The sequence below is a fragment of the Chryseobacterium sp. GQ58 genome (assembly GCF_059758895.1).
Window position 1 is genome coordinate 102,694 of record NZ_JCAXEH010000002.1, and the last position, 24,160, is coordinate 126,853.

15 protein-coding genes are annotated in these 24,160 nt (G+C 35.7%); 7 read left to right on the forward strand and 8 right to left on the reverse strand.

Going from position 1 to position 24,160, the window contains the following annotated elements:
• Positions 1–36 precede the first annotated feature (36 nt).
• Entirely contained in the window at positions 37–1,443 is a 1,407-nt protein-coding gene (locus AC6CHK_RS04750) for an OmpP1/FadL family transporter (RefSeq protein WP_498094061.1), read from the forward strand.
• A 73-nt stretch (positions 1,444–1,516) separates the two neighbouring features.
• Here the strand turns inward: AC6CHK_RS04750 and AC6CHK_RS04755 are convergent, their stop codons facing one another.
• On the reverse strand, positions 1,517–2,236 hold the full coding sequence (locus AC6CHK_RS04755) for a ZIP family metal transporter (protein ID WP_498094063.1): 720 nt from the start codon (positions 2,234–2,236) through the stop codon (positions 1,517–1,519).
• Entirely contained in the window at positions 2,236–2,961 is a 726-nt protein-coding gene (locus tag AC6CHK_RS04760) for a class I SAM-dependent methyltransferase (RefSeq protein ID WP_498094065.1), read from the reverse strand. Before AC6CHK_RS04760 ends, AC6CHK_RS04755 begins: the two co-directional genes overlap by 1 nt.
• Positions 2,962–3,098: 137 nt before the next feature.
• Between AC6CHK_RS04760 and AC6CHK_RS04765 the strand changes: the two genes are divergently transcribed.
• Together AC6CHK_RS04765 and AC6CHK_RS04770 are read left to right on the forward strand one after the other, a co-directional pair.
• Positions 3,099–4,268, forward strand: a complete 1,170-nt coding sequence (locus tag AC6CHK_RS04765; RefSeq protein WP_498094067.1) for a THUMP domain-containing class I SAM-dependent RNA methyltransferase — start codon at positions 3,099–3,101, stop codon at positions 4,266–4,268.
• A gap of 823 nt (positions 4,269–5,091) precedes the next feature.
• Complete coding sequence (locus AC6CHK_RS04770) at positions 5,092–6,096, forward strand: glycosyltransferase family 2 protein (protein WP_498094069.1); 1,005 nt, start codon at positions 5,092–5,094, stop codon at positions 6,094–6,096.
• Positions 6,097–6,280: 184 nt separating this feature from the next.
• On the opposite strand, the gene AC6CHK_RS04775 is transcribed toward AC6CHK_RS04770, so the two are convergent.
• Positions 6,281–7,507 carry an aminotransferase class I/II-fold pyridoxal phosphate-dependent enzyme gene (locus AC6CHK_RS04775; RefSeq protein ID WP_498094071.1) on the reverse strand — a complete coding sequence of 409 codons (1,227 nt, stop codon included), beginning with the start codon at positions 7,505–7,507 and terminating at the stop codon, positions 6,281–6,283.
• A 144-nt stretch (positions 7,508–7,651) separates the two neighbouring features.
• Between AC6CHK_RS04775 and AC6CHK_RS04780 the strand changes: the two genes are divergently transcribed.
• On the forward strand, positions 7,652–8,113 hold the full coding sequence (locus AC6CHK_RS04780; RefSeq protein ID WP_498094073.1) for an Lrp/AsnC family transcriptional regulator: 462 nt from the start codon (positions 7,652–7,654) through the stop codon (positions 8,111–8,113).
• 6 nt (positions 8,114–8,119) lie between these two features.
• Here the strand turns inward: AC6CHK_RS04780 and AC6CHK_RS04785 are convergent, their stop codons facing one another.
• The 3 genes from AC6CHK_RS04785 to AC6CHK_RS04795 form a co-directional block, all read right to left on the reverse strand.
• Entirely contained in the window at positions 8,120–9,154 is a 1,035-nt protein-coding gene (locus AC6CHK_RS04785) for a bestrophin family protein (RefSeq protein ID WP_498094074.1), read from the reverse strand.
• A 147-nt stretch (positions 9,155–9,301) separates the two neighbouring features.
• Complete coding sequence (locus AC6CHK_RS04790; RefSeq protein ID WP_498094076.1) at positions 9,302–11,374, reverse strand: alpha-ketoacid dehydrogenase subunit alpha/beta; 2,073 nt, start codon at positions 11,372–11,374, stop codon at positions 9,302–9,304.
• Between the two features lie 74 nt (positions 11,375–11,448).
• Entirely contained in the window at positions 11,449–13,554 is a 2,106-nt protein-coding gene (locus tag AC6CHK_RS04795; protein WP_498094077.1) for a S8 family peptidase, read from the reverse strand.
• Positions 13,555–13,791: 237 nt separating this feature from the next.
• On the opposite strand from AC6CHK_RS04795, the gene dnaE reads away from it, so the two are divergent.
• From dnaE to AC6CHK_RS04810, 3 genes are all read left to right on the forward strand, one after another.
• Positions 13,792–18,450 carry a DNA polymerase III subunit alpha gene (dnaE, locus tag AC6CHK_RS04800; RefSeq protein ID WP_498094079.1) on the forward strand — a complete coding sequence of 1,553 codons (4,659 nt, stop codon included), beginning with the start codon at positions 13,792–13,794 and terminating at the stop codon, positions 18,448–18,450.
• A 233-nt stretch (positions 18,451–18,683) separates the two neighbouring features.
• Positions 18,684–20,912 carry an NIDO-like domain-containing protein gene (locus tag AC6CHK_RS04805; protein WP_498094081.1) on the forward strand — a complete coding sequence of 743 codons (2,229 nt, stop codon included), beginning with the start codon at positions 18,684–18,686 and terminating at the stop codon, positions 20,910–20,912.
• Between the two features lie 196 nt (positions 20,913–21,108).
• Complete coding sequence (locus tag AC6CHK_RS04810; RefSeq protein ID WP_498094083.1) at positions 21,109–23,028, forward strand: T9SS type A sorting domain-containing protein; 1,920 nt, start codon at positions 21,109–21,111, stop codon at positions 23,026–23,028.
• Positions 23,029–23,082: 54 nt separating this feature from the next.
• Here AC6CHK_RS04810 and AC6CHK_RS04815 read toward each other — a convergent pair whose 3' ends face one another.
• Together AC6CHK_RS04815 and AC6CHK_RS04820 are read right to left on the reverse strand one after the other, a co-directional pair.
• Positions 23,083–23,244 (reverse strand): hypothetical protein, encoded by a 162-nt coding sequence (locus tag AC6CHK_RS04815; RefSeq protein ID WP_498094085.1) that lies wholly within the window; start codon positions 23,242–23,244, stop codon positions 23,083–23,085.
• 29 nt (positions 23,245–23,273) lie between these two features.
• Positions 23,274–24,101: an ion transporter gene (locus AC6CHK_RS04820; protein WP_498094087.1), complete on the reverse strand. Its 828-nt coding sequence runs from the start codon at positions 24,099–24,101 to the stop codon at positions 23,274–23,276.
• Positions 24,102–24,160: the final 59 nt, after the last annotated feature.

Here is a 24,160-nt window from a genome sequence, read left to right on the forward strand (position 1 = left end):
TATTAAAAAATAATGTTAAAAAAATCTTTAGTAATAATGAGTGTTTCTGCCGCATTTTTTGCGCAGGCTCAGGATATATCGGTAATTAGAAATTCGGTAGACGTGTATTCAAACACTCCAATGATTGGTTCGTCTAAATTTAATGCAATGGTAGGCTCAAACGGAGCTTTGGGTGGTGATGCTACTTCTTTGTTGACAAACCCCGCCGGTATCGGTGTTGCGATTGCAGGAGATGTATCCGGAACTTTAGCGATCACTAATAATAAAAATACAAGTTCTTTAGCAGGTTCTTCAATAAACTATAATGTTGATAAGGTAAATATTGGTAACGTTAATGGTGTGGCTACATTTCAGTTGATGACGGAAACTCCTTGGAAATTCATCAATGTAGGAGCCAATATTTCCACACAATCTATTGAGAATTATATTGAAACTCCCGGAAATTCGAATGTATCTATTTCGAAAAATTTGGTTGATCCTCAGGGAAATGATGTGGTAGGAAATTTATCTTATCTTGGCCAGGCTTACAACAGATACGGTACACAAACCAAATTCAACATTGGGGTTGGAGCCAACTACAACAATGCTTTATATCTTGGTGCAAGCATCAATTTGCATGGTGTGGACATGGAACAATTTGACAGTGCAGTTTTCGGGCTTGATCTTGATAATTCTGTTGCTACTTATGATAAACAATATACTCCGTTTTCCGAAAAATCAAGTGGTTTCTCAGGGAGTTTTGGAGTTATCGGTAAAGTAAATAATCAGCTAAGATTAGGAGCATCAATCGAAACACCAACTTGGTGGACGATCGACAGAGCCTACAGAGATTATTACGATGGTAACGACGGAATTTATTATGATGATTTTGTGGAAGACAGAACATTCAGATCTCCAATGAAAGCAACTTTAAGTGGTGCTTTTGTTCCAAATAAAAATTTTGCGATCAATGTTGATTATACTTTAGGATTAACAAAACCTAAATATAAAGTACAAGGCCCGGCAGAAACAGAGTTAAATTCTTTCTTCAGCGATAATTATAAAAACTTATCAGAAGTAAAAGTGGGTGCAGAATACCGAATCAAAGCTTTCAGATTGAGAGGTGGATATTCTTACGCTTCAAGCCCGTTTGATACAACGACGATCAGCGCATATTCCAGTGCAGGAATGGCGGGAGACAATAGTTACAGCAACTTTATTTTAGGTGAAAGAAATACTATCGGAGCAGGTATCGGATATGATTTTGGTAATTTTTATATTGATGCAGCTTACCAAAATATCAATTCTGAATACAAAAATCCTTTGTTAGCCGGATACGAATTTGATGATTACAATACAGGATATTATTCAGGCGATTTTGATGTAACAACGCCTACATCTGTAGTTTCTGACGTAAAGAATGTGAGAAATAATTTCTTTTTAACTGTAGGTTGGAAATTCTAATCAGAATTATTTAGATATATAAAGGCTTCGATATATTCGAAGCCTTAATTTTTTATATAAAGTATTAAGATTATTAATGATGATGTTCATGCGGATGTGCATGAAAAAGATGCATTATTAATGCCAATGAAACACCTAAAATCACCAAACCTATTTTAGACCAGTTAATATTATGATTTTTATTGCTTTCAAAAATAATGACAGACGAAATATGAAGGAAAATACCTCCGACAACTGCTAAAAAGTAAGGTTGTAAATCAGGATTAAAATAATTTCCAAGCAGCATTCCCATCGGAGAAGCTAATGCAAACAAGGCTACAATCAGCAATGAAGGATAAGACGCTTTTGCCCCCGATCTGTTAAAAAGAAACGCGCCCAAAATAAACGAAATTGGAAGATTGTGAAATAAAATCCCCAAAAGATAAGGTGATAACGGATTGGTTTCATTCGCCAAAGGAATTCCCTCAATAAACGCATGAATAAACAATCCGATCATCAAAGCGACTGGCAAAATATTATTGCTTTCGTTATGATGATGAAAATGGCCATGCTCAAAACCTTTGGTCAATGCTTCCAAAATCATCTGAAGCAAAACTCCGCCGATAACGAAAATCCCGAGGTTTTCACTTACTTCAGAATGATAAACTTGAGGAAAAACTTCGTTTAAACAAATGGTAATCAGAAAACCGGCACTTAAAATCAGAAGATTTTTGGCAAACTGCTCTTTTTTACCAAAGAATTTGCCGAGAACAACACCGGCAATGACACTTAAAATCAGTAAAATGACAATCATTATTTTTTCTTAAATAAATTGATGCAACGAGGTGAATCTTCCTTCTGAAAATCATTAAGCTGGTAATCTCCCCAGATTTTTACTCTTTCAAAACCGCAGTCTTTAGCATACTTTTCAATCGTTTCCAAAGTATGAAGCTTTACTTTCTCAAAAAAATGATAAGGCTTTTCTTCCGCCAGAAAACGAATATCTTTGATGATATGTCTTCCTTCGATTTTTTTTGAAATATTAAAATCAATTCCTTCTCTGTGAATCGTACTTTCAGGAACCAAAATTTGTCTTACATATTCTTCGTTCAGATAATCTAAAACAAAAAATCCGCCAGGCTTTAAAACCTTATAAACAGATCGGAAAACATTTTTGTCATCGTCTTCATTATCAAAATATCCGAAACTTGTAAACAGATTAAAAACCGCATCTACAGGTTCAGAATCAATTGGGTGCCGCATATCATGAACGTTGAAATGAAGAGTTTCATTTTCAAACTGCTTATCAAACTCAATGCTTTGGCGGGAAAGGTCTAAACCAAGCACATCAAATCCCAATTTATTTAAAAAAACAGAGTGTCTTCCCTTTCCGCAGGCAAGGTCGATAATTTTTGAAGATTGTGGAAGCTGAAGCTCCTGCGTGAGTTTTGTAATAAAATTTTCTGCCTCTGTATAATCTCTGTTGCTGTAAAGCAAATGATAATAAGGCGTATCAAACCAAGATTCAAACCATTCCATAATGCAAAAATAACTAAATTTGTGCTTTTAAAAGCAAAGTATTTTTATGATTGAAACATTGAAAGATTCAATTGATTAAAATGTTGAATGCTTAATCTTTTAATTTTTAAATACTTACATCTTTTATTAATACAATTATGGATATAGAAAACATACAGATACAGATAAAAACATTCTTCGGACTGGAACCTGTTTTAGCAGAAGAGATCAAAAAACTAGGCGGGAGGAACGTCGAATTGAAAAACCGTGCCGTCAATTGTGAAGGTGATTTAGGATTTCTTTATAAAATCAATTATTCTGCCAGAACGGCTTTGAAGATTTTGGTTCCGATTCTTGATTTTAAAGCTTATAACGAAACTAAATATTATGATAAGCTTTTCAAGTTTGAATGGGACGAGTTTATGGATGTCGACCAGACTTTTGCCATAGATTCTACGGTAAATTCTGAAAGATTCAGCCATTCACAATTCATGACTTTCAAAATGAAGGATGCGATTGTAGATTATTTTCAGAATAAATACGGAAAAAGACCAAACATTGAAACAAGGTCACCTGATATAAAATTCCATTTGCATATCGACCGAGAATTGGTAACAATTTCTCTTGATTCTTCAGGTGATGCTTTGTTTAAAAGAGGTTACAGAAGAGAGCAGGGCGAAGCGCCGATCAATGAAGTCTTGGCAAGCGGAATGCTTCAGCTGGCAGGTTGGGACGGAAAAGGAAACTTTCTGGATCCGATGTGCGGTTCGGGAACGCTTTTGATAGAAGCTGCAATGATTGCAATGGATCTTCCGGCTCAGATTTTCAGAAAAAGGTTTGCTTTCCAAAACTGGAAAAATTATGATGCGGATTTATTTGCGACGATTAAGCAACATCGTGTCGACAGAATCAGAGAATTCCACGGAAAAATCGTAGGTTATGATATCGACGGAAGAATGCTGGACGCTGCAAGAATCAATGTAGAATCTGCAGAAATGGAGGATGTAATCGAGATAAGAAGAGAAGATTTCTTTAATACAAAAAAAGACTTATTTCCGTTATTGATGGTTTTTAATCCGCCTTATGATGAAAGGATTTCCATTAATGATGATGATTTTTACAAGAAAATAGGAGATACTTTCAAAACGCATTATCCGAATACTTTGGCCTGGCTTATTTCTTCCGATCTGGAAGCGGTAAAGAAAATCGGGCTTCGACCTTCAAGAAAAATAAAGCTTTTCAACGGTAAACTGGAAACCAGATTTTTGCAATATGAAATGTATGAAGGAACGAAAAAGGTGCATAAGTTGGAAAATAATCCTGAGTAATATGTCTTTTAATTTTTTTGATGGTTTGGGAATAATTGGTGATTTGTTGAATTTTTTCAGCAGTTCTTCAGAAACGTTATCATTTAACGAAAAAAATAAGTCAACGAAAAAATCAAAATATAAAGTAGAATTATGGAGTGGGGGCCTTTTGGTAATTGCCTCCATTTTGTTTTTTATTGTTTTTAAAGATTCTTTGCCCGAAGATAAGTATTGGCAGACCTTGATTATTTGTTCTTTGATGGGTTTTGTCATTTCCTTTATTGTATTTTTTATGCTTTATCATCTAGGAATTTATTATTTTCAGAACTTCTTTAAATTACTGTTGTTCAGCGTTTCAGTAATTTTACTTTGTATTTCAGTTGTTTTGTATATATATATTAAATCAAATTTGGTTTTTACTTAAATTTTTGATTGCACTAAATAAAAAGTTTCCAAATTTTATTGCTTTTTTATTCTATTCATTTACTTTCTTACAAGAAATCTTCTAGCTCAAAAACCAAAATAAAAAATGCTGTTATTCATTTTAGAAAATTCTATACACATGAAATAACAATTCAACAAAATCCTCACAAGCATTATCACAAAAGCTGGCGTACACTTCCGCAAATGCACGCCAGCTTTTAAAAAATACAGGCCTGCAATTTTAAAAAGCACGCCTGTATTTTATTTTTGCTTATTTAGCTTTTTCAAACTTAATGGTAGCAAGCATTTCCTTAAGATCTGTTTCGGGACGGAAAGATATTTTGCTCAATCATTGCAGTTATATTTTAAAAAACAGGTTGTGAGTTCATTCACGAATAAGTAATTTTGAAAAATTTTCAATTTGAGCCCAACCATTTCCATTATCGTTGCCATTTTCAACCGAAGAGACGAACTTTTCGAGCTTTTAAATTCATTGGTTTCCCAAACCGATAAAGGTTTTGAAATCATTGTTGTAGACGATGGTTCGTTGATCGACCTGAAACCGACAATTGGTAATTTTGAAGGAATTTTAGACATAAAATATTACAGAAAAGACAATTCCGGACCGGGTTTGACGAGGAATTACGGTGCAAAAAGAGCGGCCAATGATTGGCTGGTTTTTGTCGACAGCGACGTAATTGTAGAAAAAGATTATATCGAAAACATAAAAAAAGATATTGTTGAAATTCCGTGTGATGCGTTTGGTGGTGCGGATAAAGCGCATAAAGGCTTCAATCTGATGCAGAAAGCGATTTCATATTCCATGACTTCGGTTTTTACGACGGGCGGAATCCGTGGGAATAAAAAAGCGGTTTCAAAATTCCAGCCAAGAAGCTTCAATATGGGCGTTAAAAAGGAGGTTTTTGAGAAAGTCGGTGGATTTTCAGAGATGAGAATCGGGGAAGATCCGGATCTGTCGATGACGCTTTGGGAAAACGGCTTTACGACAGCTTTTTTTGATGATATTGCGGTGTATCACAAGCGTCGTGTAGATTTTGGTAAATTCTCAAAACAGGTGTATCAGTTTGGTTGCGCAAGACCAATTCTGAATCAAAGACATCCGAAATATGTGAAGATTTCATTTGCATTTCCTACTTTATTTTTCCTGGGATATATTTTAGGATTTATTGAATATTTTATTTTGGGGCACGGAATTATTTTAGCATTTTACGGATTGTATACTTTTATGGTTTTAATTCATGCTTTAATCGTGACAAGAAATATTGCAATTGCCGGAATGGCGGTGATTTCCACTTATATTCAGATGTTTTCTTACGGTTACGGTTTCCTGAAATCGTGGATTTTACTTAATATTTTCAGAATGAAACCTGAAGATGCTTTTCCGAAACATTTTCATAAGAAATAGTTTTAATTGACCTAAATATTTGAACCATTAAGAATAAATTAGTTGTTAAGAATATTAAGCTAAGCTTTATGCTTCAAAAATCAGAATGATTTAATCTTAATAAAACTTAACTTCTTCATAAATCTTAATGGTTTAAATAAGTTTTCGAAAAAATAAATGCTGTTGAATCCAACAGCATTTTCAATTAAGATGTATAAATAGTTTCATGGTGTAGAACGCCTGTTTTTTGCATGCATTCTTTCATCTTTTGATAGGTTCTTTCGATATCGTGATCGAGGCCTATTGAAAATCGTATCAATCCGTCGGAAATTCCCATTGCTTCACGCTCTTCTTCAGGTATTTCAGAAGAAGTAGAGCTTCCCGAACATGAAAATAAAGTTTTATAAAAACCTAAACTTACCGCCAGATAACCTAAATTCTCCTGTTGCATCATTTCCATAAGTTCATTGGCTTTATCGGTTGTTCCGGCGTCTAATGTTAAAAGCCCACCAAAGCCATATTCCTCATGCATCATGCTTTTCATTAAGTCATGGTTTTTGTGAGATTTTAAGCCCGGATATGAAACTTTTAAACCATCTTTTTCAAATCTTTCAGCAAGATACATGGCGTTGTGGCTGTGCTGCTTCATACGGATGTGAAGGGTTCTTAAGTTTTTCAGAATGCTTGCAGAACGGAAGCTGTCCATTGTCGGACCCAAAAGCATGCAGGCTCCGTTGTTTACATTTTTTGTATCATTGATGAATTCCTGAGTTCCACAATAAACTCCGCCTACCGTATCACTGCTGCCGTTGATAAATTTAGTTAAACTGTGGATGACAATATCAGCGCCTAAAAGAGCCGGTGAAATAGAAAGCGGAGAAAAAGTATTGTCTACTATAAGTTGTAAGTTGTGTTTTTTGCAAATTTCCGAAAGCTTTCTAAGATCTGCCACTTCAAGAAGCGGATTGCTTACGCTTTCACAATAAATGATTTTTGTATTGGGCTGAATCACGTTTTCTATAGATTCAAAATTATTGATGTCTACAAAGCTTGTCTCAATCTGAAAAGGCGGCAGAAAGTTTTTCATAAAAGCATACGTTCCACCATAGATTGTTCTGCTCGAAATAATATGATCGCCACTTTTGCAAACCTGCATCAAAACAGAAGTAATCGCGCCCATTCCTGAAGCGGTAACGTTGGCGGTTTCTGTATTTTCCATTTTTGCCAACGCCTGGGAAAAGTACAGATTCATCGGAGACGAATGCCTCGAATACAGATAACATCCTTCTGCATTGCCCTCAAAAGTATCAAACATCGTCTTTGCGGAAAGAAAAGTATAGGTTGAGCTGTCCGATATAGAAGGATTCACGCCTCCAAATTCTCCAAAATATTGCAAATCCTGTATTTCGTTTGCTGCATTAAACTGATCCATATTTTTTATTTTAAAAATGAACCTTTTTATTTTTTATTACAACAGATATTTAAATATTCAGTAAAAAAAACTGCTTAAACTAAATTATTTAGGTAATTTGTTTGCTAAATTTAATTTTTATAATTTTCCACCAAAAATAATTCTATGCAATTTGACGAAACAGACAAGAAACTGCTGCATTATCTGCAACAAGACTGCAAGCAAACCACCAAAGAGTTGTCTTACAAGCTTGGTTTGTCGGTAACTGCGGTTTATGAACGCGTAAAAAAGCTCGAAAACAATGAAGTAATTTCGAAATATGTAGCAATTTTAAACAAAACAAAAGTTGATAAAAATTTTATCATTTTGTGTCATGTAAAATTGACTCAGCATAAAAAAGAATTTGTGATTCAGTTTGAAAAAGAAATCATGACTTTGGATGAAGTGACAGAATGTTTTCACGTAAGCGGCGATTACGATTACATTCTCAAGATTTGTGTAAAAGATATGGACGATTACCGGAATTTTATGCTGACAAAGCTTACGACGCTCAATCATATCGCAAGCACGCAAAGCTCGTTCAGTATTTCTGAAGTGAAAAATACGACAGAAATCGTTTTATCTTAAAATTAATTAAACTAAAACTCCATTTCTGGACGCGATAGGTTCCGGAAGATCTTCATGTTCGCCAATGATCTGAAGCAGATCGATCTCAATTGTCCTGCAAATGGAAAGTATCGGAACATCAAACATAAGTCCGGCAAAAGGGTTTTCTGAATAATCTCCCACAAGCTCCATGATAATGTAAATCCAGCCTACAATCACGCAAAACGGAATGCTTACCCAAACTCCCCAGTCACCCAGTTTTGCAAACTCGCTAACCAAACCTAAAGGAAGAAGTGCGATAAACAATATGTTGAATATAAATGCTGTACTCGCAAACTGCCTTGGCGACGGAAATTTCTTAATCCTTTCTGCCTGTCCCTGAAATCCGTAAAATTCATTCAGGCAAGTCTGTAACTGCATCTGATTGAATTCTGAAATCACTTTTCTGTTTTTTAGTTCGTTAACATCTTTCGCCTGCTGTGAAACTAAATAAGTTGCAAAATTTTTATAAGTCGATTGAAGTTCTGCTTCTTCTTCTGAAAGATATTTGTTGAGGAATATTGGAGTTCGGCTGTAATCCGGAAATCCAGCTTTAATCAGCCTGTTTCTTTTGTGATCAATGTTTTTGAATTGATCTTCTTCGGCTTTGATGTGTTCCCATTCGGTCGGTACCAAAAGCTGCTCGCGAAATGCATAAAGCCATGCAATATGACGGCAGATGATTTTTCTCCTTCTGTCTTTCAGATCAAATATACCAATATCTTCATTTTCCGTATCAAAAGCATATATCATTGAAGCAAATGAACGGCTCGAATTAACAATACCACCCCAAATTTTTCGCGCTTCCCAAAGTCTGTCGTAAGCCTGATTGTTTTTAAAACCCACCAAAAAAGCTTCCGCAGTACCAATCAGAGCAACCGGTACCCAGGGAATGATCATCCATTGCCAATCGAGAAAATAAAAGGCCAATGCTACAAGTGTGCACCATATTGATATGATAATAAGATGAATTCCGGATAAATTGAGTACTTGTCTGTAATTGACATATTTTGTAGTGATCATAATTTGTGTAAGATGTGTTAAAAATAAAACAACATTAGATATCAAAATAAATACCAATAGTTTATACTAAAGGTACATTTATATTTATTAAAATAAAGCATAAAAAAACCTCCGAAGTTTCAGAGGTTTTGTATTGTAAGAATTGAGTTAGTTTTTAAGCATTTCTTCAATTTTCTTTGCTAATTTTTCAGCGTTGGGAAGCATTTCTTTTTCTAAAACTAAATTGATAGGAACGGCAGGTGTATCAAGAGATCCAATGGTTTCAACCGGAGCATCAAGATATCTGAAGCAGTTTTTCGAAATACGGTGCGCAAAGGCTTCTGCAAATGAATTGTTTAATTGCTCTTCTGTTAAAACGATGCATTTTCCATGTGTTTTTACTCTTTCGAAAACCAATTCTTCATCCAAAGGAATTATGGTTCGTAAATCGATAACTTCAACTCTTCCGGCAAAGCTTTTAGCGGCTTCTTTTGCCCAATAAACGCCCATTCCGTAAGTGACAACCAATAAAGTTCTGCCTTTTTCAGTTTCATTTTTATCAGCTTCGATAATGATTTTTCCCTTTCCGAAAGGCAAAATGTAATCTTCCGCCGGCTCGATGGTTTTAGCATCTTCAGTTCCCGGAACTTTGCTCCAATAAAGGCCTTTATGCTCCAGCATTATAACAGGATTCGGGTCGTAATAAGCAGCTTTTAATAAACCTTTAAAATCAGCTGCGTTGCTTGGATAAGCTATCTTAATTCCTTTAATATTAGCTAAAATACTTTCAACACTTCCGCTGTGATAAGGTCCGCCGCCGCCGTAAGCCCCGATTGGAACTCTTATAATATTGCTTACAGGGAATTTTCCGTAGCTTAAATAATTTGATTTTGAAATCTCAGTAATCAACTGATTGATTCCCGGGTAAATATAATCTGCAAACTGTACTTCAACGATCGGCTTTAATCCGACTGCGCTCATGCCCGTTGTAGAACCAATAATATAAGCTTCCTGAATCGCCGTATTGAAAACTCTTTTGCTTCCGAACTTCTTTCCTAAAGTCACCGTTTCACGGAAAACACCGCCGATTCTTTCACCAACATCCTGTCCGTAAAGCAAAGCTTCAGGATGTTTCCACATAATTTCCTGAATGGCATGAATAGCTGCATCAACCATCACGATTTTTTCTCCACCTTCAGGCTCACGAGTTCCGACCTCTTCCGTAATCGGAGTTGGTGCGAAAATATGCTGCATTACCGTTTCAGGCTTTGGATCTTCTGCATTTTGAGCTTTCTGGAAAGCTTCTTCAACTTCTAATCTCGCCTTTTTTGTAATCTGTTTTAATAATTCTTCGTCAGCGCCACTTTCAAGCAACTGTTTTCTAAGGATTTCTCCAGGATCTTTTGCTCTGTGTTTTGTTAAATCTTCTTCATCTCTATAAAATTCTCTTCTCACGCCCGAAGTATGATGACCAATCAAAACTGTTTTTGCGCAAACAACAAGAGGTTTTCTTTCTGTTCTTACAAAATCCACGGCTTTCTTCATCACTTCAAAACTTTCAACGAAATCGGTCCCGTCAACTCTCATTCTGCCTAAACCTACAAAACCTGCTACAAAATCGTAAGCATCACAAGTTCGTGCTTCATCTTTAGTTACGGAAATCCCCCATTCATTATCCTGAACCAAGAAAATGATCGGAAGCTGATGCAAAGCAGCAAATTGAAAAGCTTCACTTACTTCGCCTTCTGTTACCGAATTGTCTCCAAGACTGCAAATTACAACAGGATTATGTTCAAAATTTTGTAATTCAAAATCCTGAATATATTTTATGCCTTGCGCAACTCCGGTTGTAGGAATAGTCTGCATTCCTGTAGCCGAACTTTGATGAATGATTTTTGGCATTTTTTCATCCCTGCTTGAAGGATGAGAATAATAAGATCTGCCTCCGGAAAAAGGATCGTCAGCTTTTGCCAATAGCTGCAACATCAATTGATAAGGCTCAAATCCAATCCCAAGAAGAATGCTTTCGTCTCTGTAATAAGGCGAAACCCAGTCTTCTTTTTTCAATTGGTAAGCCGTTGCAAGCTGAATCGCTTCATGGCCTCTGGAAGTGCTATGAACATATTTGCAAACATTTCTGTTTTCTTCGTAAATGTCTGCCATTGCTTTTGCAAGCATCATGTGGTTGTAAGCCTTAAGCAAAATATCCTGAGAAACTTTTTCGTGAAGTGTATTTTCCATAGGTAGCAAATATACATAAAAAAACAAAATACTAACGATTGTTAGTATTTTGAAATTATCTATTTATTAATCAATTATTCTTTAATAATTTTTTTAGAAATAAGGTCTTTATCGCTTTTTACTTCGATAATGTAAATTCCTTTTGTTAAAGATGAAAGGTCTAAACTTTCTTCATTACCGTTTATCTTTCCGTTTTGTACTAATTTTCCTGTCAAATCGTAAATTTTGAATGTAGATTTTTTAGGAGCTCGTAATACTTTTACGATATCTTTTGTAATTGTCGGAGCGATTACAATTCCGTATGGATTGCTTACTTCTGCAGTTCCTAAAACTTCATTGTGTCCTGTTACAATAATAGAATAGTTTTGAGGAGCCGGCACGCCTAAATTATTTACTAAAGATCCCTTATTGGTAATTTCTAATCTGTATGCTCTGCCCGCAACTGGTGCCTCAATAACGACTTGCTCTACATTGTCAACCATGTTATCTCCTTTGGTAGCCGGAGTCATAGGACTTAAAGCGTTTAGCTTCCAAGGTGTATAAATTGTGTTGGTAATTGTATCAATTATCCTTAAATCTAAATCATTTACCAGTCTTGATATTCTGTTGTTATAAATATCACTGATAAACTGATCTGGATAATCAAATTCAGGGTCAATCCAAGAAATAGTAACTTTTAACGGTTCAGAACCGGAAGCTCTGACGGTTTTTGTAGTCATTACACCGCTTGTCAAAGCTTCATCATTGAATATGACAGAGTTGTTAGATTTTCCTACTAATAATTCAGCTCCTTTTTTAGCATTGATAAATCCCCATCCAAACCATGGATCAGGACCCACATTTCCTGCTTCGGAAGCCGAATGTACCATTAAAGTTTTAGCGGAAGCTGCGTTCAATTCTGCATTATTAAATAGCTGCTTATTAATTTGAATCCAAAGTCCGATAATACCCGTTACAACCGGTGCGGAAAATGAAGTGCCACTTCCTCCAGCCCATGCGTTTGGTGTCGTAGTGTTTGTTGAAGGATAATATACATTGGTGCCGACAGTGGAAATATCCGGTTTTATACCGCCGTCATCTCTAGGACCTGCGCTGCTGTAATCCGAACGCACAACGTCGCTTGGCTGGGTATATTTAAAGTTATTTGTTGTGATAATATTGGTAGCACCTACTACAATTATATTTTTTGCCTGAGATCCAGGGCCAATACAGTCGTATCCTTGGGCGCAATTGTCTGCGGGTAGTGTAGCACTTGGAGTAAATTGAACATAATTTCCTGTACTGTTTCTGTAATATTTAGGAGCAGTTCCATTTGTTGCGTTTGGCCCCATACCGAAGTAGTTTCCCGATGACTTTACAATGATATAAGAAGGATTGTTATAAACAATATTATCATAATTTTGATCTTGCTCATGATAAGTACCATTTAAGTCGTAAATCGTTCCATTCTGAATATATCCTTGCCAATAATAACCGGTAACACTATTTGAGTTATATGTTTCATTCCACCCGGCATTTACTCCGTATGAATGATTTGATATTTTAGGTTGTGCAAGCAATATTTTTTGAAAAACACTGCTTGGAGTAGTATTATTTGGTAATATTGTAGAAGCAAACCTATAGCTGTCGATTAGTGAATTACTAGCGATTCCTTTAGCGTTGCCTACCGAAACGGGTGGCGTGCCCGCTTGTAATGGAGAATTTTTTGCTCCAATAAAACCCGACACACCAGTCGCATGATCGGAATAGGGTTGGAAGGCATCTTCTTTATTTGTAATTCTGTTAGGAATATTATCAAAAGCGGTATGCAGTTCATAAACTCTGCCACCATCAAAAACTGTATATTTTATTCCTTCACCGTTAAATGAGCCTGTAAGTCCGGTTACACCACCTGCAGTATTCAGATTGTCAGCGTTTGAATTTGAAACCTGTCGTGTATCTTCCTGTTGATAAAAAAATGGCTGGTTTAAATAAAACCCTGCCAGATTCTTTCTTTCTTCTTCAATCTTTTCTAAAGTTTCTGATTCTCTTATTGAGCCGTAACGTTTCGAAATGTAGGATTCAAATTTTTCGCTATTTTCTTTATTTTGTCTCTCAAACTCTCTTTTTAAATCATCATTGTTTTGAGCACTTACTAGCGATATTGCTAATGTACCAATGAAAAGTAAATGTTTCTTCATAATAGTTTTATAAGATATTAAATAACATAAAAAAGCAAATATAAATATAAAATGGTAATTATATTTGATTATTATTTATAAAAATGAAATGATTTTTAGTTATTTACTCCTGATTTTGAAAAATTACGTAACATTAAACAGAAAATACGGTTGCATAAAAACAATAAAGAAATATTAGCATACAAAAAAATAAAGTAACTTTACATTCTCTTTTTAATGAAAAGCTAGAAAATATACATGTATTTAGTTTTTGACACAGAAACCACAGGTTTACCAAAAAATTTCAATGCACCGCTTTCAGACTCAGACAATTGGCCAAGAATGGTTCAGATTGCCTGGCAGTTGCATGATGATGACGGAAGTTTGATTGAAAATCAGGATTATATTATAAAACCGGAAGGTTACGACATACCATTCAACGCTGCGAGAATTCATGGAATCACGACGAAAATTGCCAATGAAGAAGGTCGTGATTTGCAGGAAATTCTAACAGAATTTTCTAAAGTTTTAGATAGGGTAAGGGTTGTATCCGGTCACAATGTAGAGTTCGATTACAATATTGTCGGTGCCGAATTTTATAGAAAAAATATAGAAAACAGCCTTCACGTAAAGCCGAAAGCAGACACCATGATTTTAGGCACGGATTTTTGTCAGCTTGGAGGCGGAAGAGGTGGTAAATTCAAGTCTCCCAAATTGGAAGAACTTTACGAAAAGCTTTACGGAAATAAATTTGATGAAGCCCACAATGCGGCGGCTGACGTAAATGCGACAGCTCAGGTTTTCTTCGAAATGATGAGAATCGGAGTAATTCCTGCTGAAGTTTTAAAAATTTCAGAAGATCAGCTTGCTTATTTCAGAACACTTTATCCTGATCCGATAAAACCGTTTAATATTGTTATCAGAAGGCAGGTTGCGGATTTTCATAATAAGAAAAAGCAACAGGATTTTGGTAGCATTGATGAGATTGATCTTGGAAGATATTTCAATTTCGACAATCACAGTGTTTTTTCTACTTTATCGGCGACTTCAAGTATTTCAGATTTAATAAAAAAAGCTACAGAAGAAAATTTTCCTGCTGTCGGAATGGTGGATTTGGGAAATATGATGGGTGCTTTTAAATTCGTTTCTGCTGTAGAATCTACAAATTCCGATCGAGCTAAAAAGCATAAAGAATATCTTGTCAAAAAGCAGGAAGCCGAAGAAAAAGGAGAAGATTTTAATGAAATTGAGCCTGTTTCTGAACCGTTGATTCCGGTTGTTGGTTGTGAATTTTACATTTCAGATAGATATGAGCAGAAACAATTCACAAAAGATGATCCCGACAGAAGAACGCAAGTTGTTCTTTTGGCGAAAGATTTTAACGGATATAAAAATTTAGCAAAGCTTTCAAGTATTGGATTTTTAAAAGGATTCTATTTTGGAGTTCCAAGAATCAGCCGTGAACTAATTTCACAATATAAAGAAGGTTTAATTGCTTTAACTTCAGGAATAAATGGAGATATTCCGGATGCAATTTTAAATACAGGTGAGCAAAAAGGTGAGGAGCTTTTCAGATGGTGGAAAGATACTTTTCAGGATGATTTTTATGTGCAGCTGCAAAATCACAAATTGCCTGAAGAAGAGCATTTGAATGACGTTCTTTTGCACTTTGCAGATAAATATAATGTGAAAATTTTAGCTCAAAACGAAACTTTTTATACCGATAAAGATGATTCTAATATTCAGGATATTGTAAGCTGTATTAAAGATGGCGAAAAGCTGTCAACGCCGGTCGGTAAAGGTTTTGGGAAAAGAAGAGGCTTGGCGACGGGAGAATATTATATTAAAAATTCAGATGAAATAAAGGAAACATTTTTAGCTTATCCGGATGCATTTGAAGCGTATGACGAGTTTTTTGCGAAATTCAGTTCATATACTTTAAAAAGAGACGTTTTACTTCCAAAATTTGATATACCGCAGGAATTTATTCATTCTGAAGATGAAATTGATGGCGGAAAGCGTGGTGAAATGGCTTATTTAACACATTTAACGTACGAAGGAGCCAAAAAAAGATATGAAATAATCACTGACGAAATTAAGGAACGTCTTGATTTTGAGCTGGATGTAATTGCCAATACAGGATATCCGGGTTACTTTTTGATTGTGCAGGATTTTTGTAATGAAGCCCGAAACATGGGTGTTTGGGTTGGTCCCGGACGTGGATCTGCAGCAGGTTCCGCAGTTGCGTACTGTATCGGGATTACCAATGTAGATCCAATTAAATATGATCTCCTTTTTGAGAGATTCCTAAATCCGGAAAGGGTTTCGATGCCGGATATTGATATTGATTTTGATGATGAAGGAAGGGACAGAGTGATAAAATGGGTAGTTGATAAATATGGTAAAAACCAGGTTGCGCAGATTATTACCTATTCAGTTTTGGGTGGAAAATCAGCGATCAAAGATGCCGGAAGAGTTTTGGATGTTTCAATTCCCGATACAAATAATATTGCTAAATTAATTCCTTCCACACCCGGAATGAATATCGCGAAAGCTTTAGCCAAATATGATAAACTGAAGCCCGAAGAGCAAATGCTTGTTGACGAGATGAGGTTTATTCTTGATAATTCTGATGATCCGCGTTTTGATGTGCTTGCAAGTGCTAAAAAAATGGAAGGCTGTATCAGAAATACAGGAATTCATGCTTGTGGAGTGATCATTACACCCGAAGAAGTAAGTAATTTGGTTCCTGTGACGATTGCTGCGAAAGATGCCGATATTTTGGTTTCACAGTTTGATAACTCGGTTGCAGAAAGTGCCGGACTTCTGAAAATGGACTTTTTGGGACTTCGGACTTTAACGATCATCAAAGATGCTTTAAAATTAATCAAGCAAAGACATAATGTAGATATAAATCCGGATGACATTCCGTTGGATGATACCAAAACATATCAATTATTTAAAGAAGGAAGAACAATTGGCATTTTCCAATATGAAAGTCCGGGAATGCAAAAATACATGAGAGAGCTCAAGCCGACGGTTTTTGCCGATCTTATTGCCATGAACGCTTTGTACAGACCGGGTCCGATTAAATATATTCCACTTTTTATCAACAGAAAACACGGGATTGAAGAAATCGTTTATGATTTACCCGAAACTGAAGAATATTTAAAAGAAACCTACGGAATTACCGTTTATCAGGAGCAGGTAATGCTTTTGTCTCAAAAACTGGCCAATTTTACTAAAGGTGAAGCCGATACATTGAGAAAAGCAATGGGTAAAAAGCAGATTGATGTTCTGAATAAAATGTATCCGAAATTCATTGAAGGCGGAAAGAAAAACAACCTTAATGAAGAAAGATTAGAAAAAATCTGGAACGACTGGAAAGCCTTTGCAGAATATGCTTTCAACAAATCTCACTCAACGTGTTATGCATTAATTGCTTACCACACGGCTTATTTAAAAGCAAATTATCCTGCAGAATATATGGCGAGCGTGATGAGTAATAACATCAACAATACGGCTTCGATCACGATGTTCATGGAAGATTGTAAAAGTATTGGTGTAGATGTTTTGGGTCCGGATGTAAATGAATCGCATTATAAATTTTCAGTAAACGAAAAAGGCCAGATTCGTTTTGGTTTGGGAGCAATAAAAGGGATTGGAGAAGGGCCGAGCGAAGCGATTACAAGAGAAAGGGAAAATGGCAGATTTAAAAATATTTATGACTTTTTAGAACGTATTCCGTCTTCCCAGATGAATAAAAGAGTGGCAGAAAGTTTGGTAATTGCAGGTGCTTTTGATGAATTGGCGAGCTTTCACCGCGGACAGTATTTTGACATCGATCCTTCGGGAAGAACAAATCTTGAAAGACTTTTACGATACGGACAAAGTTTTCAGGAAAGTAAAAATGAAGTCGAAAATTCACTTTTTGCCGATTTTGCAGAAGAAATTCAGATTGAACAGCCAAAACTTGCGCCGTGTCCCGAATGGCCCAATATGCACAAGCTGAATAAAGAAAAAGAAATTATAGGATTCTATCTTTCGGCGCATCCACTTGATGAGTTTAAATATCAGTTTCAGTTTATACAGGGAAATCTTTCCAAGAAAGCGGTTTTGGAAAAAGATGAAGCCGAAAAAATAATTACAGATGAAATCCCAATTCTCGAACAGGATACGCCGGAAGTGACGGATCTTGTAGAAATTGTCTCCGATGAATTGTCCGTCGGTGAAGAAGAAATCATCGAAGAAATCATAAAAAAAGCTGAACCAAAAGGTACTTTCGGGTTTTTAAATCTTGATGAGGTTGATGCTTATAAAGAGCAGGCTTTTACCAACAAGCCCCCGGAATTATTCGAAGAAAAAAAGAAAGACTGGAAAACTCTTCAAAAAGAAAGAGAAAATGGCGGCGCAGGTAAAGAATACACCGTTGCCGGTTTGATTACTGAATACCGTGTTCAGGATGGTTTTAAGAGTGGGGAAAAAGTGGCGTTTCTGACTTTGGAAGATTATTCGGGATCGTATTCTTTCAGACTCGGCGACCGGGATTATATGCGGCTGAAAGAAAAGCTTGAAGTGCAGCGTTTTGTTATTTTAAAAATAAAGTTTGCGCAAGTGAAAGATGGGCGTGTTTTTGTAAATGTTGTAGACGTCATCGAGCTTCAGGAAGCATTTGAAAAGTTTGCAAAAAGCATTTCGCTGGTCATGGATATTATGGATTTCAGGAAAGAAGATCTTGATTTTTTCAGAACAATATTGGATCGGAACCGAGGCGAGCAGAAATTTAAATTTTTTATCAAACATCCGGAAGAAGATTCTCATATAGAATTGCAGTCTATGAAATATTCTGTAGATCTGAACGGTGATTTAATTAAAGAAATTCAGTTGCTTAATAAGTACGAATTTTACCTCAATTGATTAATATTTTATATATAAAAAGTGGCTTCGGCCACTTTTTTTTGTTTAATTAAGTTTTAAAATTAAAAATCGTATTTATTTAAAAATATATAAATTACAAATAAAGTTAAATGCTTGTTTAAAAATCAACATATCTGTACTTATGTTATTATATAAATAAAAAATTATCATAATTTTTAAACTTAATATGAATTATTTGTTAAATTTGTTGTCTAATTTTAATTTAATTAAGTATGAAACATTTTTACAAAAACTCATGGCAATGTTGTCACGGTTTAAAAAGGCTAGGAATCACAATTCTAGCAATTCTTGGAGGTGTACAGGGTTTAAATGCCCAGGTAAGTGAATATTCTTTTACGCAAAGCACAGGAACATTTACAAGTATTGCTACCAGCGGTACTATTGTCTCAGGAAGTCAAGCTACAACTTCTACCACCAATGATACTTCAGGGTGGTCGGTAACAATACCTTTTAACTTTAACTTCAACGGGACGGATTTTACATCTATTTATGTAAATTCAAATGGTGGAGCTAATTTTGGAACAACAACCAGTACTACTTCATCTGTAATTTCCTCGTCAACTGCTTTTTCAGGAGCTATTGGAGTTATGAACAGAGATTTATGGGGAGTTTTTATTACTTCTGGAATTACAACAAGTGGTTCCAACATCATTACCAATGTGGCTTCATTTTACGGAATTGAAGTTGGCAAGGAATTGAATTCTGTTAATGGAATTCCATCAGGTGCAACGGTAACGGCTTTTGATCAGACTGCAGGAACTATTACCATGTCAGCTCCGGCTACTTCAAGCTCTTCTTCGGCTGTGATTAGATATGGCACAGGGAAGGTATTTACATCAACTGAAGGTACGGCTCCCAACAGAGTTTTTGTAGTGGAATGGATAGGATATAATGACTTTAGCGCAGCAGTAACAGGAAGTAATTATCTTAATTTCCAATTAAGATTATCAGAAACAACTAATGCTGTTTCAGTTGTTTACGGACCATATTTCAATGTAAATACTACTTCCAGGACTAACCAAATTGGTTTGCGGGGGTCTTCAAATAGTGATTTTAATAACAGAACCGGTTCTGTCGGTAATCCTTGGAATAATACAACAGCAGGAACAGCTAACAATGCAACTGTTTCAAGAGATAATACCAATTTTCCTCCATCGGGACTTACTTATACATGGGCACCACCTACATGTATTAAGCCAACTGCGGTAACAGTTGCCAATACTACTGTAACATCAACAGGAGCTACTGCTTCCTGGACTGCTCCTTCAACAGCTCCGGCTACAGGATATGAAGTGTATTACAGTACATCAAATACTGCACCTACATCAAGCACTGTTCTAGATGCAACAAATTCTGTAACTTCTACTACAACATCTGCGCCGATAATCGGGTTATCACCATCCACTATCTATTATATTTGGGTAAGATCTGTGTGCGTTGGTACTGATAGAAGTACATGGTCGGAGTCTGCTGCATTTATGACTTTATGTCAGCCGCCTGCAATTTTAAGTACGACCGGAGCTGCAATTTGTGGTGCATCCGGAACGGCAACTATATCCGCAACTGCAGTTTCAGGAGCAACTATTACATGGTATGATTCTTTAACTGGAGGTACAGCGTTACAAACAGGTAATTCATATACAACACCTACTATTTCTTCAAATACTACTTATTATGTATCAGCTAAATCTGATGGTATCGATACAGTAGGACCTGTTAGTCCTTCTTCACTAAGTAGTATAAGTGCAACCAGTTATGCTATTGGGACTTACTATCAAATATTTGATGTTACTGTTCCTACAACACTGATAAGTATAGATGTTTTCCCTGTTTCTACTGTAGCTATAGGTACAAGTTCTGCAATAGAAATTAGAGATAGCTCTGGTGCCACATTAGTTTCAGTTCCTTATACTGTTGCTGTAAATGATGGAGTTACTCCACAAACAGTTCCTCTTAACTATGCATTGCCGGTGGGAACAGGATACAGAATTGGACAAGGAGTCGCGATAAATCTTAACAGAAATACGGCTGGTGCAACTTATCCTTATACATCAAGTGCAATAAGTATAACAGGTAATAATTTTTCTTCAGGACCTAACTATTGGTATTATATTTATAACTGGAAGGTTGCAAGCAGTTGTGAAAGCGTAAGACAGCCGGTTACAGTAACTGTAGATTCTGCCTGCTTAGGAACTTCTGAAGTTTCAGGAACAAAAAACAACATAAAAATTTATCCAAACCCATTTGCTGATGTATTGAATATTTCAGATGTATCAAATGTAAAATCTGTTTCAGTAATGGATATTGCAGGAAGATTGGTTAAAACGATTGAAAAACCGGATTCAGCTCTTCATTTAGGAGAATTAAAATCTGGAATGTATTTAGTTGTTCTAAATATGAATGATGGTTCTAAACAAACTATTAAAGCAATTAAAAAATAATTTTTAAATCTTTGGAAAATAATGGCGGCTTTTTAAAGTCGCCATTATTGTTTTGTATAATAATTTACTATTACATGATTAGAATCATATTCTGAATATTAATAATGTTGTATATTATAAATTAATTACATTGTTAACTAAATTTGCGAATATGAGAAAATTTTTACTTTTATGCCTTTTGATAATAAATATGGCAATGAACGCTCAAATAACTTTGGGCACAGGAAGTACAACGGTAGGATCGGCTCCCGTGAGTACATATTTTGAATATTCTTACGTTCAGCAAATATTCACAAGACAGGCAATAAATGCGGATGCCGCAGGTAATATTATAGGATTGAAATTTTATTTAAATTCAGCTTTAAGTATTACAAATTCTTCAAATTGGACTGTTTATTTGGGAACAACTACAAAAAACAATTTTTCCTCTTCTTCGGATTGGCTCCCTGTTTCTCAGCTCACGCAGGTTTATTCTGGGAACGTAGCGCAAAATAATGGAACCGTAACCGTTACTTTACCCATGCCTTTTCATTATGACAATATCAATAATTTAGTCCTTGCAATAGAAGAGAATGCTCCCGGATACGATGAAAATACTTTCGACGAAGCATTTTATGTTTATAATTCAGCCCCAAATTCTACATTATATTATAGAAATGACAATATCAATCCAAACCCTGCATTTCCGCCAAACGGAAAGTTGTCTGACAAAAAATCTGCAATTACTTTTGATGGGTTGATGGAAAGTTCTGTAATTGCATGCCCGACTGTAATTTATCCTTCAGACAATGCGGAATATATTCCGTTGTCTCCAACGATAGAATGGAATGCTGTCGCGGGTGCTGCAAGCTACAATGTTTCAATAGGCACGGCTCTTGGAGGAATAGATATCGTAAATCAGCAATCTGTTGCTGTTAATAATTTTACAGTTCCCGTACCATTGACTGCTAATACAAATTATCACCTAAAAGTAAATGCCGTAAATGCTGTCGGAGCATCCCAAGGTTGTTCAAATATTATGTTCAAAACAAATCCCGGCCAGCCGTTAAATGATGAATGTGCAAATGCAATTACGCTTACTGTAAATCCTGACGCCAATTGCGGAGCTTCTACACCGGGTTATACTTTGGGAGCTACATATTCAGGTTTAAGTTCGGCGCCGTGTTCTGGAAATCCCGACGATGATGTTTGGTTTAAATTTACAGCAACTTCGTCTTCGCATATAATTTCTGTTAACAATATTTCTTCCATTGGAACTAATGTTAATAATGATGTTTATTTTCAGGTTCTTAGCGGAAGTTGCGGAAATTTAAACAGTATTTTGTGTTCAGATCCTGCAACTTCTATAGCTTCCGGGCTTACAGTTGGTGAAACGTATTATGTACGAGTTTATAGTTTTGGCGGAGCAGGCAACAACCAGAGTTTTACTATTTGTGTAGGAAAAATACCGCCGCCTCCTGTGAATGATGTGTGTTTATCAGCATTGGCAGCGACTGCTTTTCCGTATATTCATATTCAGGCAGATGCGGCTGGTGCAACCAATAATTCAGGTTTTTTAACAGCTTGTACAGATGGAATGAATGATGGGACATGGTTTAGTTTTGTAGGAAATGGAGGCATGTTTGATATAATTGTCACGATGCCTGCTGGAAGTTCTTTCGATCCCCAAGTTGGCGTTTTTACGGGAAGTTGTAATGCTTTGTCATGTGCCGCAACAGAAGATAATGGAGGAGATGGTGAGACAGAAGTAATATCTGTACCAACTGTTTCCGGAACTAGGTATTATATAAATGTCGGGCAGTACAATGATACTGTGGACAATCTGGAAGATACTTTTACAATAAATATCTTGACCAATACTTTAGCAGTTTCGGAGCCGGAGAAAATTAAAAATGATATTAAAGTCTATCCTAATCCGTTTAAAAATGTTATACATATTTTGGATGCTGCGAATGTAAAATCTGTTTCAGTGGCCGATATGTTGGGAAGAACTTTAAAAATAATTGATAATCCTGATTCGGTAATAAATTTAAGTAAATTAAAATCCGGCCTGTATATTCTGATATTGCAGATGAAAGACGGGTCTAAAAAGTCCGTAAAAGTAATTAAGAAGTAAAAATTGGAAATAAAAAATAAGGCAGTCAGAAGATTGCCTTATTTATTTTAGAATTTATTCATTTGGTTTTACAGGTTGTATATCTCCGGTATTCATATTGGCAAATACAGCAGGGAAAAACGTAACAAGAATGAAATAAACAATGACCATTAAAACAATTAAAGAGAATAAAATAACGACTAAAGGACTTGGTTTGTTTTTCTTTTTTGGTTCCATGATTTTTGTGATATTAGATTGAAAATATACTAAGCCAATTTCTTGCCACATTGTTTGCAATACCTTGCGTCATCATCAATATCTTCGTTTCCGCATCTTTCGCATATCAATTCGAGATTTTGTCTTTTGTTGCGCATTTCGGCCGTCACAATTCCTGTAGGAACTGCAATAATCGAATAACCGGCAAGCATAAGAATCACCGCAAAAAATTTTCCCATCGGCGTAATTGGAGAAACATCTCCGTAACCAACCGTCGTTACAGTAACTACAGCCCAATAAATAGATTGCGGAATCGTTTCAAAACCCGGCCTTCCGCCTTCCACCATAAACATAAGTGAACCGACGATTACCGAAAAAATAACTAAAAACAACAAGAAAATGTAGATTTTTCTCGAGCTGTTTCGTAAGGCTCTTACAATCACAAGCCCGTCATTCATAAAATCAAGAAGATTAAAAATCCTGAAAATCCTCAGCATTCTCAACATTCTGAAAATCAGGAAATATTTGGTAACAGGAAAAAAGAAACTTAGATAAAAAGGTACCAAAGAAAGAAAATCTATAATACCAAAGAAACTGAAAATATATTGTTTTTTATTTTTTACCACAGCGATTCTCATCCAATATTCTATAGTGAAAATCACAGATATAATCCATTCACCGATAATAAAATAAACGTGAAATTTTTTGTCGAGCTTCGGTATACTTTCCATCATAATGATAGAAGTGCTTATCATGATAAGAACAAGAAGTACAACGTCAAAAAGTTTCCCAAGCCGGGTATCGGCGCGATATATGACGCGGAATAAAAATCTTTTCCAGAGTTTGTCTTCAGGAAGAAGATTGTGTTCTTTTTCCATGTGCAAAGTTTTTTTTAAATTTAGCAAATTATCCCTATTTTCGTGACAAACATACATAA